Annotated in this window: 16 protein-coding genes; 4 read left to right on the forward strand and 12 right to left on the reverse strand. The window is 48.2% G+C overall.

Going from position 1 to position 16,989, the window contains the following annotated elements; all coding sequences use genetic code 11:
• Positions 1-143: 143 nt before the first annotated feature.
• The 8 genes from B4F99_RS06620 to B4F99_RS06655 all read right to left on the reverse strand — a co-directional run bounded on the left by B4F99_RS06620 (position 144) and on the right by B4F99_RS06655 (position 6,987).
• Positions 144-359: a hypothetical protein gene (locus B4F99_RS06620; RefSeq protein ID WP_214856225.1), complete on the reverse strand. Its 216-nt coding sequence runs from the start codon at positions 357-359 to the stop codon at positions 144-146.
• 49 nt (positions 360-408) lie between these two features.
• Complete coding sequence (locus tag B4F99_RS06625; RefSeq protein WP_029343201.1) at positions 409-1,929, reverse strand: flotillin family protein; 1,521 nt, start codon at positions 1,927-1,929, stop codon at positions 409-411.
• The gene (locus B4F99_RS06630; protein WP_214856226.1) at positions 1,926-2,447 is read right to left on the reverse strand and encodes a hypothetical protein; all 522 of its coding nucleotides are present in this window, start codon (positions 2,445-2,447) and stop codon (positions 1,926-1,928) included. Before B4F99_RS06630 ends, B4F99_RS06625 begins: the two co-directional genes overlap by 4 nt.
• Positions 2,437-2,664: a hypothetical protein gene (locus B4F99_RS06635; RefSeq protein WP_290756141.1), complete on the reverse strand. Its 228-nt coding sequence runs from the start codon at positions 2,662-2,664 to the stop codon at positions 2,437-2,439. The genes B4F99_RS06630 and B4F99_RS06635 overlap by 11 nt, the downstream gene beginning before the upstream one ends.
• Positions 2,665-2,815: 151 nt before the next feature.
• Positions 2,816-4,018, reverse strand: coding sequence for a multidrug effflux MFS transporter (locus B4F99_RS06640; RefSeq protein WP_290756143.1), 1,203 nt, complete (start codon positions 4,016-4,018; stop codon positions 2,816-2,818).
• Positions 4,015-5,148 carry a YfbR-like 5'-deoxynucleotidase gene (locus B4F99_RS06645; RefSeq protein ID WP_290756145.1) on the reverse strand — a complete coding sequence of 378 codons (1,134 nt, stop codon included), beginning with the start codon at positions 5,146-5,148 and terminating at the stop codon, positions 4,015-4,017. The genes B4F99_RS06640 and B4F99_RS06645 overlap by 4 nt, the downstream gene beginning before the upstream one ends.
• Positions 5,149-5,199: 51 nt before the next feature.
• Positions 5,200-5,964 carry a TerC family protein gene (locus tag B4F99_RS06650; RefSeq protein WP_290756147.1) on the reverse strand — a complete coding sequence of 255 codons (765 nt, stop codon included), beginning with the start codon at positions 5,962-5,964 and terminating at the stop codon, positions 5,200-5,202.
• A gap of 165 nt (positions 5,965-6,129) precedes the next feature.
• On the reverse strand, positions 6,130-6,987 hold the full coding sequence (locus B4F99_RS06655; RefSeq protein ID WP_290756149.1) for a TerC family protein: 858 nt from the start codon (positions 6,985-6,987) through the stop codon (positions 6,130-6,132).
• A 325-nt stretch (positions 6,988-7,312) separates the two neighbouring features.
• Here B4F99_RS06655 and folE2 point away from each other — a divergent pair, with 325 nt between their 5' ends.
• The 4 genes from folE2 (at position 7,313) to B4F99_RS06675 (ending at position 12,697) form a co-directional block, all read left to right on the forward strand.
• Complete coding sequence (folE2, locus tag B4F99_RS06660) at positions 7,313-8,218, forward strand: GTP cyclohydrolase FolE2 (protein ID WP_035411393.1); 906 nt, start codon at positions 7,313-7,315, stop codon at positions 8,216-8,218.
• Between the two features lie 109 nt (positions 8,219-8,327).
• Entirely contained in the window at positions 8,328-10,094 is a 1,767-nt protein-coding gene (locus B4F99_RS06665; protein WP_290756151.1) for a LytS/YhcK type 5TM receptor domain-containing protein, read from the forward strand.
• A complete protein-coding gene (locus tag B4F99_RS06670; protein WP_035411399.1) occupies positions 10,075-10,770 on the forward strand; it encodes a LytR/AlgR family response regulator transcription factor in 696 nt (231 codons plus the stop codon). The genes B4F99_RS06665 and B4F99_RS06670 overlap by 20 nt, the downstream gene beginning before the upstream one ends.
• Before the next feature lie 133 nt (positions 10,771-10,903).
• A complete protein-coding gene (locus tag B4F99_RS06675; protein WP_035411402.1) occupies positions 10,904-12,697 on the forward strand; it encodes a carbon starvation CstA family protein in 1,794 nt (597 codons plus the stop codon).
• A gap of 61 nt (positions 12,698-12,758) precedes the next feature.
• Here B4F99_RS06675 and B4F99_RS06680 read toward each other — a convergent pair whose 3' ends face one another.
• From B4F99_RS06680 to B4F99_RS06695, 4 genes are all read right to left on the reverse strand, one after another.
• Positions 12,759-13,583, reverse strand: a complete 825-nt coding sequence (locus tag B4F99_RS06680) for an energy-coupling factor transporter transmembrane component T family protein (RefSeq protein WP_290756153.1) — start codon at positions 13,581-13,583, stop codon at positions 12,759-12,761.
• On the reverse strand, positions 13,574-15,277 hold the full coding sequence (locus B4F99_RS06685; protein WP_290756155.1) for a DUF3744 domain-containing protein: 1,704 nt from the start codon (positions 15,275-15,277) through the stop codon (positions 13,574-13,576). Before B4F99_RS06685 ends, B4F99_RS06680 begins: the two co-directional genes overlap by 10 nt.
• A gap of 70 nt (positions 15,278-15,347) precedes the next feature.
• Positions 15,348-15,899 (reverse strand): ECF-type riboflavin transporter substrate-binding protein, encoded by a 552-nt coding sequence (locus B4F99_RS06690; protein WP_056064409.1) that lies wholly within the window; start codon positions 15,897-15,899, stop codon positions 15,348-15,350.
• Entirely contained in the window at positions 15,896-16,753 is an 858-nt protein-coding gene (locus B4F99_RS06695; protein ID WP_290756157.1) for an SAM hydrolase/SAM-dependent halogenase family protein, read from the reverse strand. The genes B4F99_RS06690 and B4F99_RS06695 overlap by 4 nt, the downstream gene beginning before the upstream one ends.
• Positions 16,754-16,989: the final 236 nt, after the last annotated feature.

The raw sequence follows: 16,989 nt of genomic DNA on the forward strand, positions 1-16,989 counted from the left end.
GTCTCTGACAGCGCATAAATGCGCTTATTCCTGTAAGAGTTGCGTGTGACGCGTCATTCTTTTTATTACGAGATAGGGGTGGCAGATCATCATTCTGCCACCCCTATCTTTGTAGAGACTGACTTTTGAGTCAGCTCCGTTTTTTATGAATTGTATCCGAAGAACAGCAGTGCCATGCTTAATCCAAGCGAGGAGACGATGAACACGATCGCCATCCCACCCATTCCGAAAACTAACAGCTTCGGTAAATCACGTCGCTTCTTCAGAAGGGCTGTCAATAACCCGACGTTGATCAAGAAGACGACAACGAACGGGAGCAACAACATCCAACGCTCTTGCAGTAACGCTAAACCATCCATGATGAGATATCCTTTCAGAAACCACTTCTACTAGTACATAGTAATGATATCAGTCTTCTGTTTTCGAAGCTGCCACCGCATCATGAGAATTCAAGTTGACCGTTAACGGCTTTGCTGTTCCTTTACCAGAGAAGTTCTCGATCAACTCTTTGACATCGAGTCCTGACGACGCTTTTAACGTCTCTTGCAGTGACGCCATCAAATCTGTCGCGTACCCTGTGACACGGTTCGCACCGCCACCTTCACCACTACCTGTATCGACGACCGTGATCTTATCGATGTTACCGAGTGGTGCTGCAATCTCTTTCGCGTATTCTGGCATCATCCGAATGACCATGTCAAGGATTGCTGCTTGTCCGAATTGTTCGAACGCCTGCGCGATTTTTTCTTTCGCTTCCGCTTCGGCAAGACCTTTCAAACGAATGATGTCTGCTTCTGTTTCCCCTTGTGCTCGCTCAGCGTCCGCTTTCGCAAGACCATCCAGACGAATTCGTTCTGCATCCGCTTTTGCCGATGCCTCGATCCGGTATTTCGTTGCATCTGCTTCCGCATATTGCTTCGCACGGTCCGCTTGGGCAGCTTGCTCAATCGAGTAACGATCGGCATCGGCACGTTTTTTGACTTCCGCATCGTATTGTTTCTCACGACGGAGGATTTCACGTTCTTCGAGCTCGATTTGTTTTTGACGCTCGATGATTTTGATTTGCATCTGTTGCTCGGTGACTTCTTGTTGCGCACGTGCATTCTCAAGATCATAAGCTTGGTCGGCTTTCGCCTTCGCGATATCTTGTTCGCGGCGGTAGTCTGCCATCTTCAACTGATTTTCTTTTTCCGCTTCAGCGATTTCCGTTGCACGTTCGAGTTCTGCTTTTTTCGCATCTTTTGAAGCTTCCGCCCGTTTGATGCGTGTCTCTTTTTCAGCGTCTGCCGTTGCGATGTCCGCATCCCGGCGCACCTGTGCAATCCGTGGTTTCCCGAGTGATTCTAAATATCCATTTTTATCTCGGACGTCTTTGATCGTAAACGAAACGATGACGAGTCCCATCTTCGCCAGGTCTTGAGACGCGACCCGCTGGACTTCTTGCGAGAACTTATCGCGGTTCTTATAAATTTCTTCGACAGTCATCGAACCGAGGATCGAACGCAAGTGCCCTTCAAGAACTTCACGCGCTTCCCCTTCGCGCTCTTCTTTTGATTTTCCGAGGAACTGCTCTGCTGCTGTTGCAATCTCAGAAATCGAACTGCCAATCTTGATGATCGCCGTTCCATCAGCCATGACCGGTACACCCTGCTCCGTGTACACTTCTGGTGTCGTGACTTCGAGTTTACTCGATAACAAACTGAGTGGTGTTGCTTGTTGGAAGACAGGTAACACGAATGTTCCGCCCCCGCGAATAATCTTCACCCGGTTGCCGGACTCATCGGTATTAACATTGCGTCCTCCAAGATAACTACCGGATACGATTAATGCTTCTTCCGGACCAACCGTTCGGTACTTCGTGATGAATAGGACAATCAATGCAACGATCAATGCTACTGCAACGATCGATACGATTAACACTGGATTCATGTAAACATCTCCTTTTTCCATTGTTGGGGGTACGTCACGACAGACGCGACGCCTTGTTTCATCTCGATAACAAGTACCTTTGTTCCTTGTGGTAAGGCAGGACCTTCAAACAGGACGGCTGACTTCGATACACGTCCTGAGACGTCATCAAGTAAAATTTCACCATATCCTTCAGTCGGAATCGGCACGATGACGGTTGCGCTACGCCCTTCTAGCATCTGTTCCGAAAATCCAAGCGACTGTTCGGCTTGTGCCATCGGAACGAACAAAAAAATATGCATCAGCGTCGTCACTAACAACGCGATGACACTGCTGATGATCAAAATCAAAATTGAACCAAGCGGACTCAGTTGTTCGAGTCCGAAGCCGATCGCTGACGTGATGATGACGAAAGATAAGATCAACGTAGGATGGAAAATTTGATCGACACCCGGAATGACGTCTGAGAATAAGATGGACACAAACACACCACAAGCAGCGGCCGCTAACGCATATAAATAAAGTGTACTAACGTCCATTTTCGTTCACCTCGATGTAAGGATGTGAACCATACAGTTCGTGATAAGCCCGCTGATACGCAGTCCGGTTTTCTTCATACAATAAACGAGCCAACTCTTTGTCTCGCTGATCAATCGCCTCTTCTTGACGACGTAAGTATTTTTTTTGCGCGGCAAAATGACGTGCTAATCTTGCCTCAATCGACGGTTCTCGTCCACGCGGCAACTCCTGTTTCATCGCTCCACTCCTTTCTGAAGTACTGGCTTTCTCCCTCTTCTACGCAAACCATCTAGAAAATGTTTCAAAATGAATTCCATTTCTTTTCCTTTCATTAAATAAAAAAACGTTCGTCCCATAAATAGGACAAACGTTTTTGACTAACAAGTATTTATGAGCGGTCGGGACGTCGGACGATTAGTCCGTAATAAAGGACGAGTGCCAAACAATCAAGCGTCATGATAATCAGCCCCATCGGAACGGCCGATTGCTCCCCCATGATGCCGACAAGTGGTGACACGAGCGAACCGACGAGCATCGGGAGTAAACCAAGAAGTGCCGAGGCACTTCCAGCCGTTGCTCCGTAGTTTTGCATCGCTAAGGTAAAACCGAGCGTTGAGATCAAACCAACGCTTGAGACGACGAAAAAAAGTGGAATCATGACGAAAATCAATTGGTCCGTTAACGTTAAAGCGAGGAACAAAAAGATACTTGCACTCGCAACAACCGTCAAGCTGATTCGCATCAGACGTTCTGAATCAACTCGACCAGCAAGACGTCCAGCGATTTGAGCCGCTAAAATGATTCCGATTCCGTTTAAGCCGAACAAAAAACTGAACTGTTGCGGCGAAGCGCCATAAATATTTTGTAAGACGAACGGTGAACCGGAGATGTAGGCAAACATCGCGCCCATGACGAATGCTTGCGCAAACGCATAGCCGATGAAGACACGGTCCGTCAACAAACGTCCGAATGTCTTCAGCGTCGTCGTCAAATTCCCTTCAACGCGTCTTTCGAGTGGAAGTGTTTCCAGCAAACGCAGTGCAACAGCGAGCAACATCAACGTACTTAAAATCGCCAGCAAGTAAAAGACAAAATGCCAGTCACCGAACCGAAGCAACTGTCCCCCGATGACGGGTGCGAGAATCGGTGCCGTTCCGTTGACGAGGGACAAGGCAGCAAAGAACCGCGTTAATTCCGGTCCTTCGAATAGATCGCGAACGATTGCCCGGGAAATGACAATTCCTGACGCTCCGGCTGCCCCTTGGATGAAGCGCAGCGCAATCAACACTTCAATCGTTGGTGCCATCGCACACGCAAGAGAAGCAAGCAGATACGCAAGTAAAGCAATCATTAACGGACGCTTACGTCCACGAACATCACTGAGCGGACCAACGATCAATTGTCCGAGCGCCATTCCGAGCATACAAGCCGTCAAACTCAATTGGATCAGTGACGCACTCGCATCAAACGAGCGTGACATATCCGGAAAAGCAGGTAGATACATGTCGATCGAGAGCGGTCCGAGTGCAGCGAGTGAACCGAGGATCAAGATCAACGTCAAGCGGCCTGGTGTCATCGTCGTCTTTGTCATGACGTCACGTAATCCAAATCATGCAAGACATAAGCGAGGAAAAAGACGACCGATGGATTTTCATATGTCATCTGTACCTTTTTGAGTTGGGCCCGATAACCGGTCTCATACTCGACCCCGTTCAACTTCCGTTCCATGTTCATTTTAATCAACGCATCGAGTTTATCGATCACATCAACCATCTGTCCTTCGTATGTCTCGTCTTTTGCTTCCACGACGAACCGACGGAATGGTACTCGGATTTCTTTCGGTAAATTATTGATCAACGTCTCTCCTTCTGCCCGTTCGTAAGCTTCGAAGGCTGCTGCTGTGACCGGGGTCGCATGTTTGACAGGTCCGAGAACATCTCCCGTCGTGCCTTCAACGAGATCATGGCATAACAGACGGGAAACGACTTCTTCGATATCAATCGTGACGCCGTATTTTTCTGATTCAATCAGACCATTGAAGATACCAAGCGAGGCTGCTCGAAACGCATGTGTCGCGTCGTTATCATCAATCGTATTAAAACGTCCTTTCCAGCGCCGAATCGTATCCATCATCAAGACGTTTTCGATAAAATGAGACATCTCGTCCTCTTCCATGACCGACTGTGTCAAGCGACGGATTGAAGCGAGTGGGTGTCGTTCCAGAACAGCCTGTAATTCCGCTGCTTTTTGTTCGAAAAAGACGGACTCTGTCATCCGTGCTTCCCGGCGTGCATATAACATCGCATCAAACGTATCGATGGCTTCAACAATTCGTCCTTCCGGTGAATCATCCTCTGCATGAACAAGATACGTCGTAAAGGCTGGTTGAAGCGACTTCGAGAGTAAGGCGACGAGCTGTTCACTCGCCTGTTGTTCCATTGCCTGAATGTGTGCATGTAGCGTCGGCTCTTTTTTCGTCCGGTGTTTGATTGGTCCGGTGATGACCTCGTTCATGTCATGGAATAGGGCTTTTCCGAGCAATGTCAGGCGGTCGACTGGTGTTTGTCCGTCTGCTTCTTCTAAATAGCTTGCCATCAAACTGAATAAGGCAACACGAAAGCTATGACTGGCTGCGTTATCCGGAAAACGTGGTGCATATTCATCCCACCGTGGAACGTTTTGCATCCGCGTCAGCATCCGAATGAAATTACCGTTTTGCATAAAATCTCTCCTAACGAAAGACGGACAGAGAGTACCCTGCCCGCCATTGTATTATTTTGCTGATTTGGTTGAACCACTTCCGCTACGGAACCAACCAATGATTAAAATCAGGGCAAGTACGACCCAGAAGATCGTTTGCCATAGTGTACTCTCTGGAAACTCATGCGGCAAGACGTCGATTGACGGATGCGCAAGTGTCATGACGACGAGTTTTACGCCAACCCAAGCGACAAGCCAAAACGCTGCTTCTTCGATACCTGGTCGCTTTTGGAGCAAGACAACGAACCAACTCGCAAAGTAACGCATAATGACGAGACCAATGATCCCACTGAAGAAGACGACCCAGAATTGACCTGTATTCAGACCACCAATCGTTCCTCCGATCATCGGTAGTGTCGTTGCCATGGCGACAGCGGCAAGCGTTGAATCGACCGCAAACGCTAAATCAGAGAACTCAACTTTCACGACCGTCCACCAAAAGTTCGGTGAGGCTTTTTGTGAGGCAATCGTGTCCGGTACTTGGTGTTTATTCGATCGTGCCTCGACGATTCCTTTAAACGCGACATAAAAGAGATAAATCGCCCCGAGTGCTTGAAGTTCCCAAATCGTCGCTAAGTACGAAGCAAAGAAGATTGCCACGAAACGTAAGACGAGTGCTCCGACGAGACCATAGAAAAGCGCCTTTTTACGTTGATCGTCTGGTAACGGTCGGACCAGGACCGCCATGACCATCGCATTGTCGGCGGATAGTAATCCTTGCAAAATGATCAGTACGAGCCCGACGGTCGCATACTGTGTAATTAATCCAATATCCATACTAACGAATCCCCTTTATTGTTCAGTCTATTTATTATATGCCGGTCGATCGGAAAGAAAAAGATGAAAGCTCGACTCAAGTACTTAACCTTGTGTTTTATTCCCATTGTTTAAGAAAACCTAACACAAAAAAACGACCCGTCATCGACGGATCGTTTCCATTTCTTATAAGTTTTGATCAACTTTCTTTTCAGCATCTGGATTTGGTTTCGTTTTTGGTGAAGAGAACCAACCCCAAAGAGCAAGACCGACCATGACTGTCCAGAAGAAAGCCTGCCACAGTGTACTGTGGGCAAATCCTTCAGGAAGTTTTAAGGCTTCAAAGATTGTTCCTTCGATTGATGCGTGGTATTTCGGGTGTTCGAGCGCAAGAACGGCTAGCTTCACACCAACCCAGGCAACAATCGCAAACGCTGCTGTCTCAAGACCTGGGCGATCTGCGAGCAATTTAACAAAGACACGTGCTGCGAAACGCATCAAGACGACACCCATCAAACCACCTGTTAAGATGACGATGAAGTGACCTGTGTTCAAACCACCGATTTCGCCTGATCCCCAGTTTGGAAGGGCAACGGCAAGTGCTACTGCTGCAAGAATCGAATCGACAGCAAACGCTAAGTCTGCGAATTCGATTTTCGCGACTGTCCGCCAGAATTCACCTTTTGAAACTGGCTCTTCCGACTTCGGTTCTTCATCTAGCTCATTTTCAGCCCCATGGTTCTCACCGAGCTTTCTGGCTTTAACGGTCTTATAAATATGCCGTAGTCCCATGATGAGCAAGTACGCTGCTCCAAGTGCTTGGATTTGCCAAATATCGACGAGGAATGAAATTGCGAACAGTGCCGCGAACCGTAAAACGAATGCTCCAGCTAATCCATAAAAAAGTGCTTTCTTTTGTTGTTCTCCTGGTAAGTGCTTAACCATGACCGCGAGTACGAGTGCATTATCTGCCGAAAGTAATCCTTCAAGCGCGATCAAGACGAGTACGACCCAGGCATATTGAAGTAATAACTGCCAATCCATCTCTGTCATCCCTTTCTCTGACTATCTGTAAAATCAAAAATACATTGTATGACTATGACAAAAACAATAATTACACGTTCACCTGAACATATACTATAGGATAATATACCCGATTGCAAGCATGTTATTCCTCCGGCTATGGAATGTGTCGATTTTAAGTCGTGCGAGTTTCGTTTATCGAACGTTCATGATAAAATTCAAGACAATACTTCTAGTGATGAAACGATGAAACACATTTGCGGAATCATCAGACTTGCTCGTCTCTAGCATTCCTGTCATGTTATTACTATTGAAACACTACAAAAGGACAAAGGGGCCCATAAATATGTCTACCTACCCGATTACGTTACCAACGAAAGAAGAGCGCCATAAGCTGTTCGGTTCGGTACCACCAATCAAAGGAACAAAACCGACTGAAAAAGATAAAATGGTCGACTTGCAAAATACACCGAAGAACTTCCTGTTCGCACTTGACGCTGTTGGAATCTCAAACGTTAAACATCCTGTCGTCATCCAAGACGGGGACAAAACACAAGCGACAGTCGCAACGTTCGAGTTGTCGACGTCACTCGTACAAGACCGTAAAGGGATCAACATGAGCCGTTTAACGGAGCAACTGGATCAATACCATAACGAAGGTTGGACGGTCACGAACGAGTCACTCATTCAATTCGCGCGTGATTTAGCAGACCGCATGGAACAAACGGAAGGTCAATTGACGATCCGTTACCCATGGTTCTTCACACGTAAAGCACCTGCAACAGGTCTTAGTGGCTTGATGAATGCCGAAGTATGGCAAACGGTCAGCGTCAACACGGAAACGAATGAAGCGACATTATCTGTCGGCTTGACGATCAACGTCACGACACTTTGCCCATGTTCGAAAGAAATCAGCGAGTACAGTGCCCACAACCAACGTGGCTACGTCACGATGGAAGCTTCGTTACGTGATGAAGCAGAAGACTTTGACTGGAAACAATCATTGCTTGATGCGGCTGAATCAAATGCTTCTGCCCCACTTCACCCGGTACTCAAACGTCCGGATGAAAAACGCGTGACAGAGATGGCATACGAAAATCCACGTTTCGTAGAAGACATGGTGCGCTTGATTGCTGCTGACCTATACGAAATGGATCCAATTGCTTCGTTCTACGTCGAATGTCGCAACGAAGAAACGATTCACCAACATGATGCAATCGCACGCATCACGTTCGATAAAGACGCACAATAAGCAAGCTCGCCGTACTTCCTTTCCACTAGAGGGAGTACGGCTTTTTTGTTTATCGGCATTGCCCTTCGTTTTGCGAGCGTTTACACTTAACTCGAATGGAGGAATACATATGTTGGAACTGATTCCTTTTTTACTCGAGCGACTTGGTATCATGATCATCTTAGCGTTCATCCTCGCCCAGTGGGGACCAACGCGACGCTTGTTGCGTCAACCGGAAGCAGGTTGGCAATTCCGTGTCCTCGTCCTGTTTTTTGCGACGTATGGGATCTTAAGTAACTATACAGGGGTCAAAGTCGACTTAGCAGAATTCTTGCCCCATGCTTGGCTCGAAGAGGTCGACGGAACCTCGGCAATCGCGAATACACGAACGATGATCGTCGTCATCAGTGGATTGCTCGCTGGTCCGCTTGGTGGATTGATGACTGGACTGATCGTCGGGGTTCACCGGTATTCCCTCGGCGGATTCACAGCGTTCGCTTGCGCGCTTTCGACTGTCATCGCCGGTGGTGTCAGTGGATTACTTCGCCCTTACTGGCGTGACCGACTCGGCAGCCAAGCATTGTTACCTGTTTGTCTGACCGCTTTTTTGATGCTATTTGAAATGTCATTGATTTTACTGTTTTCTCGTCCCTTTGATGCGGCAGTCGAACTCGTCCAGTTCATCTTCTTGCCGATGACACTCATCAACGTCCTTGGCGTCTGGTTATTTTTATCAATCATCCGCCTTGCTGCGCGAGAAGAAGAAACCGTCCGTGCACGAGAAGCAGAACGGTCGTTGCATATCGCCGATTTGACGCTTCCGCACCTGACGCGTGGTCTACATATCCATACGGCAGAAGCTGTCGCGGAAATTCTGTTGCAGCAAACACGAGCCGAAGCCGTCTCCTTGACGGATCAGTCCGTTATCCTTGCTCACCTTGGCATCGGAAGTGATCACCATCAAGCAGGTAGTCACTGGACGACAAAACCAACCGAACATGTCTTACAGGATGGACAAGTTCGTCTTGTGACGGAACGACTCGATATCGGCTGTCCCGTAACGGATTGCCCACTTCAAGCGGGCATCATCGCTCCGCTCATCGTCGGGGAAACGACGATCGGGACGTTAAAAGTCTACTATCCCCACGCCGAATTGCTCGACGCCGTGGAAGTCGAACTCATTGAAGGATTAGCAAAACTGTTCTCGACACAACTGGCACTCGGGAACGCACAGCGCCAAGCTGATTTACTGAAGGATGCCGAGATCCGGGCACTCGAAGCACAAATTCATCCACACTTCCTGTTCAATGCCATCAATACGATTTATGCACTGTGCCGAACGGATGTCGAACAGGCACGGACATTGTTGCTCGAATTATCAACGTTTTTCCGTAGTAACCTCCAAGGAGCACGCTCGACGAAAATTCCGCTCCAAAAGGAACTCGAGCATATCGAAGCGTATACATCCCTTGAAGCTGCTCGTTTTCCAAATCGACCGTTCCTCGATATCGATTTAGCGGAAGAGACGACGTCTTTACTCGTTCCACCGTTTATCTTACAACCGTTGATCGAGAATGCGTTCCTTCACGCTTTTTTAAATGAGCAGACGGGATATGTTGGGGTGACGGCGTGGTGTGAGGCAGATCAACTTTACCTCGAAGTCGTCGATAACGGACGCGGGATTGAAGCTTCTCGTCTTGCTCGTCTCGGTCGAGAAGTCGTTCCGTCTTCTGGTACCGGTACCGCGTTATTCAATACGGCAGAACGGATTCGAACCCTGTACGGTGAAAAAGGACAGTTTACGATCACGAGTGACGGTCAAAACGGAACGACGATCACAATTCGCCTTCCCATTGAAGTCAGAAAGGAGAACCAGCATGCGCACCTTGTTGATTGAAGATGAACCGCTCGCACGTGACGAGCTCCGTTATCACGTGACCGCAGCCGGTCTTGAAGTCGTCGGAGAAACCGGCAGTGTCGAAGAAGCGGAACGACTCGTCCGCTCCCTTCAACCCGACTTAGTCTTTCTCGATATCGAGCTGACGGACGGAAGCGGTCTTGAAGTCGCCAAACGCTTGAAGTCGATGCCACGTCCTCCGGCTCTTTTGTTTGTAACGGCATATGATGCTCATGCGCTTGAAGCCTTTGAACTTAATGCCTATGACTACATCTTGAAACCGTATGATCCGGCACGGATCGTGCGCGCCATCGAAAAAGTCGCACGACCGCTTCCGAAAAAAGCACCTCGCCTTGAACGTTTAGCTGTCGAAACGGGAGATCGACTCAAACTCTTATCTCCGCAAGATATTGATTACATCGTCGCTGAAAATGGGAAAACGAAAATCGTAACGGAACATGAAGCGTATCCTTCAAACGAGACCTTACTCGAACTTGAACGAAAGCTTCAAGATCATCGGTTTTTACGGGTTCATCGCTCGTATCTCGTGAACTTATCAGCAATTGACGCGATCGAACCTTGGTTTAACGGGGCTTACAACTTAAAGATTCATCAAATCGATGTGCCGGTCAGTCGGACGTATGTCAAACTATTGAAAGAAGCGCTCGGTATTTGAGCGCTTCTTTTTTGTGATTCAAGGTCCTTTTTCAACCTTTCATCGTACAAAATCGACAACTCATCTAAAAATTGAAGAAAGCGCTTCCANNATACTAAATCCATCATAGTTCATTCAAGAGGAGGAATTTTAGATGAGCGCTACTCCCATCGTCATTGCTGTCATCTGTATCTTATTAATCGCGTATCGTCTCTACGGTACATTCATGGCCGCGAAAGTCTTAAAAATCAAAGATGATCGCGAAACGCCTGCTCATAAACTAGCGGACGGAAAAGATTACGTTCCAACGAACAAATGGGTCTCATTTGGACACCATTTCGCGGCAATCGCTGCTGCTGGTCCACTCGTCGGACCTGTCCTTGCTGCTCAGTTCGGCTACCTACCCGGCTTACTGTGGCTCTTGATCGGTGCCGTCATCGGGGGAGCGGTCCATGATATGGTCGTCCTGTTTGCCTCGATGCGCCAAGATGGTCAATCGTTGTCCGAAGTCGCTAAAAAAGAATTAGGTCCCGTCGCTGGTTTTTGTGCCGGTCTTGCGATGCTCTTCATCATCACGATTACGATGGCGGGACTATCGATGGTCGTCTTGCATGCGCTTGAACATAATCCATGGGGCACATTCGCTGTCTTCTCGACGATTCCGATCGCGATGCTCGTTGGGATTTACTTACGTAAAGGTGGTAACCTAGCCCTTGCTTCAACAGTCGGTTTTCTACTCATCTTAGCTGCGATTGGTTTTGGTCCTCAGTTGACGGAAACATTCATTGGCGATTGGTTCGACCTGTCCTCTCGTCAGCTCGCAATCGCTCTACCGATTTATGCATTCTTCGCTGCGGCACTGCCTGTATGGCTCTTGCTCGCACCACGCGACTATCTATCAAGTTTCATGAAGATTGGTGTTTTCCTTGCCTTGATCGTCGGTGTCTTCATCATCAACCCGGACATTCGATTCCCAGCATTCACGAAGTTCGTTGATGGCGGTGGTCCAATCATCGCTGGTCCAGTTTGGCCATTCATCTCGATCACGATTGCCTGTGGTGCAATCTCTGGTTTCCACGCTTTCGTTGGTTCTGGTACGACACCGAAGATGATCAATCGTTGGAGTGACATCAAACCGGTTGCTTTTGGTGCCATGCTTGTCGAATGTCTTGTTGCCGTCATGGCATTGATTGCTGCGACATCTCTTGAAGTCGGTGATTACTTTGCCATCAACTCAACACCAGAAGTATTCGCAACTCTAGGTATGAGCACGGTCTACTTGGATGATTTATCTCGTGAAATCGGACTCGACCTTGCAGGTCGAACAGGTGGTGCCGTTTCACTCGCCGTCGGTATGACGTTCATCTTCCGCGCCATCCCATGGTTCAAAGAAATTGCCGGTTTCTTCTTCCAATTCGTCATTCTGTTCGAAGCGGTCTTCATTTTAACTGCAATCGACGCAGGAACACGTGTCGCCCGTTACTTGATTCAAGATTTCTTCGGTGAATTCTATAAACCACTCAAACGCGTCGACTGGATTCCAGGTGCAATCTTTGCTTCAGCACTCGGGACGTTCTTCTGGGGCTATCTCCTGTTCTCAGGTGACATCGGTTCGATTTGGGCATTATTCGGGGTATCAAATCAGCTGATGGCTTCAATCGGCTTGATCATCGGAACGACGATCATCTTGAAAATCGCCGATAAAAAAGTCTATGCTCTGACGACGTTCATTCCACTCGTCTACCTCCTGATCACAGTAACGTTCGCGGATATCTGGATGGTCGCAAACGTTTATGCAAATCCAGATTCTCCAGGATTTAGCGTCTTGAATACTGTCTTATCCGTAACGATGGGACTGCTCGCGATCGTCATTACGATTTCAGCCGTTAAGAAATGGATTGAACTATTGAATTCACCACGTTGGGAAAATCAAAAACGTTCTGCGTAAGCGGATTAGTTATATGATAAAAGGCAGTGGACGCATCCACTGCCTTTTTCGTATCTCCTGCTTAGAACGGATTATAAAATCGATTGCCATCATGGAAAGTGACGACAAACGAGAAAATCGTCAATAGCACTATGCAACCGATCGCGACATAATCGATGCGTGTCATCGTCTGTTGGTTGTACCACGTCCGCTTTCGTCCCGCACCAAATCCACGGAGATCCATCGCATTGCTGACGGTTTCAATTCGTTCGAGACTCGTAAACAGCAACGGAAGTAAAATCTGGATGCTATTACGCGCCCGTTGCCAAAGCGAACCATGCGAGACGGCAATTCCCCGCGCTTCCTGAGCGTTCGCAATCATTTGAAAGTCCGCTTGTACGTCTGGAATGTAACGGAGCGCTAATGAGACAGCGAAGGCGATCTTATAGGGTACACCAATCCGGTTCAACGAGGACGCGAATTCCGTCGGATGGGTCGTGACGAGAAACAACACAGCAATCGGAACGATCACACTGTATTTTAAGATGAGATTAAACAGATAAAACAATTGTTCTGATGTTATCGTAAAGCGACCAACGCCTTCAAATAAAACGTGACGCGAACCGTAGATTTTAACGCCCTGCTCTGGTTCGAATAGATAAACGGCGAGTGCATTAATCAGGACAAATATTGCTGTAAAGATCAAAACGAATCGGACTTCCCGAAACTGAATACGTGACAATCGGAATAACACGATGCTGACTAAACCAAGAACAAGTAAGACACGTGTATCATAGGTAAACATCGTTGCTGTCGTAAATAACAAGAATCCGATCAGTTTCGTCGTTCCCGTCAATCGATGAATCGGTGACGCTTTTTCAATATAGCCAAGCATTTCTACAGCCATTGTTCCCGCTCCTTTCGCTCCGCCGTAATCACGGACTCGACGAATCGTTCCGCATCGATGTCGAGATGTTTCGCTATCGTAAAGAGCGATGTTTGCTTTAAATGGGCATGATGCAGCAACTGTTCTTGATTTAACAGTCCAAATGACGTTCCGGCGTAACGGATGCGTCCAGCTTGCACCAGGCAGACTTGATCGCTGTACTCTAAGACGAGATGCATATCATGTGTGATGATGAGTAACGTCATCCCCTCTTGTTTCAATCCTTCTAAAAAGCCCATCATATCCGAATAATGCCGGTAATCTTGACCAGCTGTCGGTTCATCGAGAATCAAGATATCCGGTCGTCGAACGAGAATCGAAGCAATCGTCACCCGTTTCTTCTGACCAAAACTCAGTGCTTGGATCGGCCAATTGCGAAACGGATATAATCCGCAGCGACGTAACGTCTGCTCGAGACGCTCGTTTTCTTCCGCTTCACTCAATCCGAGTGTCTGCATGCCGTAGCGGATCTCTTCCTGCACGAGATGTTTTGAAATCATATGATTCGGATTTTGCAGGACGAATCCAATCGTCCCCGCTCGCTCGGCGATCGATTGGGTCGTGATATCATTTCCATTCAGTAGGATTCGGCCACTCGTTGACCGTTGATAACCACTCAACACTTTCGCAAGCGTGGATTTCCCGGCACCATTCTGACCGACGATCGTCGTCAGTGTTCCTTTTTGAAAAGTCGCCGTCACATCTTCAAGCACTGGCGTTCCTTGATGATAATGAAACGCCAACTGCTCAAGTTCAAGCAATGAATCAGAGATTGCAGCCTCTTTTTGAGGAGCTTCTTCTAAACGTTCTAACACGTCCTTCTGGTTGAACTGCTCTAAAAAAGGATCGATGCGGCTCGGCTGATCCACAGACTCCACGGTCATACCAGCCCAGCGTGCGGCACTGACATAGAGGGGTTCACGCAATATTGCTTGTTGCAGTTTTCCGTTACTTAAGATGACATCCGGATGATCATCAGCGATGATTTCGCCGTCGACCATGACGATGATGCGATCAAATGGAATGACCAGTGCATCCTCGATTCGGTGTTCAACGACGATCAGTGTTCGGTTCGTATCGCGTTGCAGTCGATCCATTAACATCATCGCTTCTTGACCCGCTACCGGATCGAGATTTGCGAGTGGTTCATCAAACAATAAGATATCCGCATCTTCGACGAGAACTCCAGCCAATGCCGCCCGTTGTCGCTGACCTCCTGATAAATCATTTAATCGCGCTTGCAAAAGCGTCTCGACGTCCGTCATCCGTGCGACGCGTTCGACGATCTCGTGCATTTCCGGTCGCCCTGTCTGTTTGTTCTCGAGCGCAAAGGCAATGTCTTCGCCAACCGATAAACCAACGAACTGCGCATCTGGATCCTGTAACACCGTGCCAATATGCAGCGAACGATCAAATAACGATAACGTCCGGGCATCCTGCCCTTTGATCAGAACCTGTCCTTTCCACGTTCCCGGGTACGAGAATGGAATCAACCCATTGATGCACTGAGCAAGCGTACTTTTTCCTGAACCCGACGGTCCAACAATTAAGATGCGTTCGCCTGCTTGAATCGTTAACTGAATCTGCCGGAGTGTCGGTTCCGACTGACTCCGATATGTAAATGAAAAATCCTGAAATTCAATCACGTTTGTCATGTCTTTCTCCCCCCAAGCTAAATGAGCTATGTCCCTGCCGTTTCTTCGCACAGGATCATAGCTCATTCGGTCAAACTTCGCGTTTCAAGCTGCCTGCTTTACTTCTTGTTTTGGCATACGTGACGAGTAATAACGTTCCGATGACACCGACTGTCAAGATGTTTGATGTCGCAGCGACCGCACCTTGAACGAAGACTTTATTCGCCGGCTCCGTGTAAATTAAGATATCGAGTACAGGTGCGATGATGATCCAACCAATCGCTTGCACGATGGCTTGTGTGGCGTTGAATAAAACGATTTTACGAGTCGTCAATCCGCCTTCTTCTAAACGAATTCGGTTAGCAATCAATCCGATACCAAACCCGACGAACCCGGAGACGATGACCCAACTCCACCACGGGGAACCGTATAAAATCGCATCTTTTAAGCCATGACCGATCAGACCGATCAAGCCGGCTGTAACCGGTCCGAACAAGACCGCCATGAATGCGAGAAATGCATAGGCTGTCTCGATTGACGTGTTCGGTACGCCTGTCGGAATCGCAGCGAATCGACTTAAAATGATGAATACAGCTGCTCCGATCCCAGTTGCGACGATTTGTTTTGTCGTAAATCCTTTCATGTTCGATCTCCTCCTTTAATGTGTTGTACGCTAACACTCCAATCATTTCCGATTCCAACTTCAAATGCATGTGCAAACGAACCTTGATTCAAGGCAAGAGCAATCTGATCCAGCGAATTGATGTAGACAACTCCTGAACCGACCGGCACATCTGCGAACGAATGACCGAAGAGCAGTGTTTGTTCGTAGACGATCCGGTCTCGGTACGAAACCCTTACCTTGACGTGGCTCCCGATATCGAGACCTGTCTGACGGACGAGTGAGACGGGAATGTTCGTCCAGACGTTTCCGAAGCGGACATCGAGAATCTCGACGATACCCGTGACACCGATATCCGACGACGAGGCAGGTGTCCGGTCGAGAAAGACGAGTTCTTCAGTAGGTAAAAGCGGTCCCACCTCTTCGAACGTGATGACGTGACTCGATAATCGCGCACCCGTGAAGGCAAAGATATCTCGTCCGTGAAACGTATACGATTCACCCATCCGAGGCAGACGATGCCGTCGATCATCGAGTTGTCTCACTTCCGCAATGTATCCGGCTTGCCAAAGATGCGTCAACGTCCCATTATCCGGTGTAATGATGTATTGATTGGTCCGTGTTCGCGCGACGACACTCTTTCGCCTCGACCCGACACCCGGATCGACGACAGAAACGAACACCGTTTGCTCCGTCCAGTACGGCACCGTCTGCAGTAACCGATAGGACGCTTCCCAAATGTGGAACGGTGGAATATCATGCGTTAAATCAAAAATCCGAATCTCCGGATTGATGCTATGGGCCACCCCATACATCGCGCTCACTGCCCCATCACTCACGCCAAAATCTGATTGCAATACCAATGCTTCTGCCATCTCGTCATCCTCCTCCTGCGGGAACGTCTCCACAAAAAAAGACACCACGCCCTCATTTCTCAGGACGTGATGTCTAATCACGTGGTACCACCTTCGTTCATGACTCAACTCACGCTCAGCCACCTCTCGGAGTACGAGACTCCATGGAATGCTAACGGTATCCTTCCTACCGGTCGGTTCTACTGATGAACACGGTTCACGTTCTTCCGACTGCTCCGGGACCATCTTCAAGTATC

The organism is Exiguobacterium sp. UBA3491, assembly GCF_002377745.1.
Classification (GTDB): Bacteria; Bacillota; Bacilli; order Exiguobacteriales; family Exiguobacteriaceae; genus Exiguobacterium_A.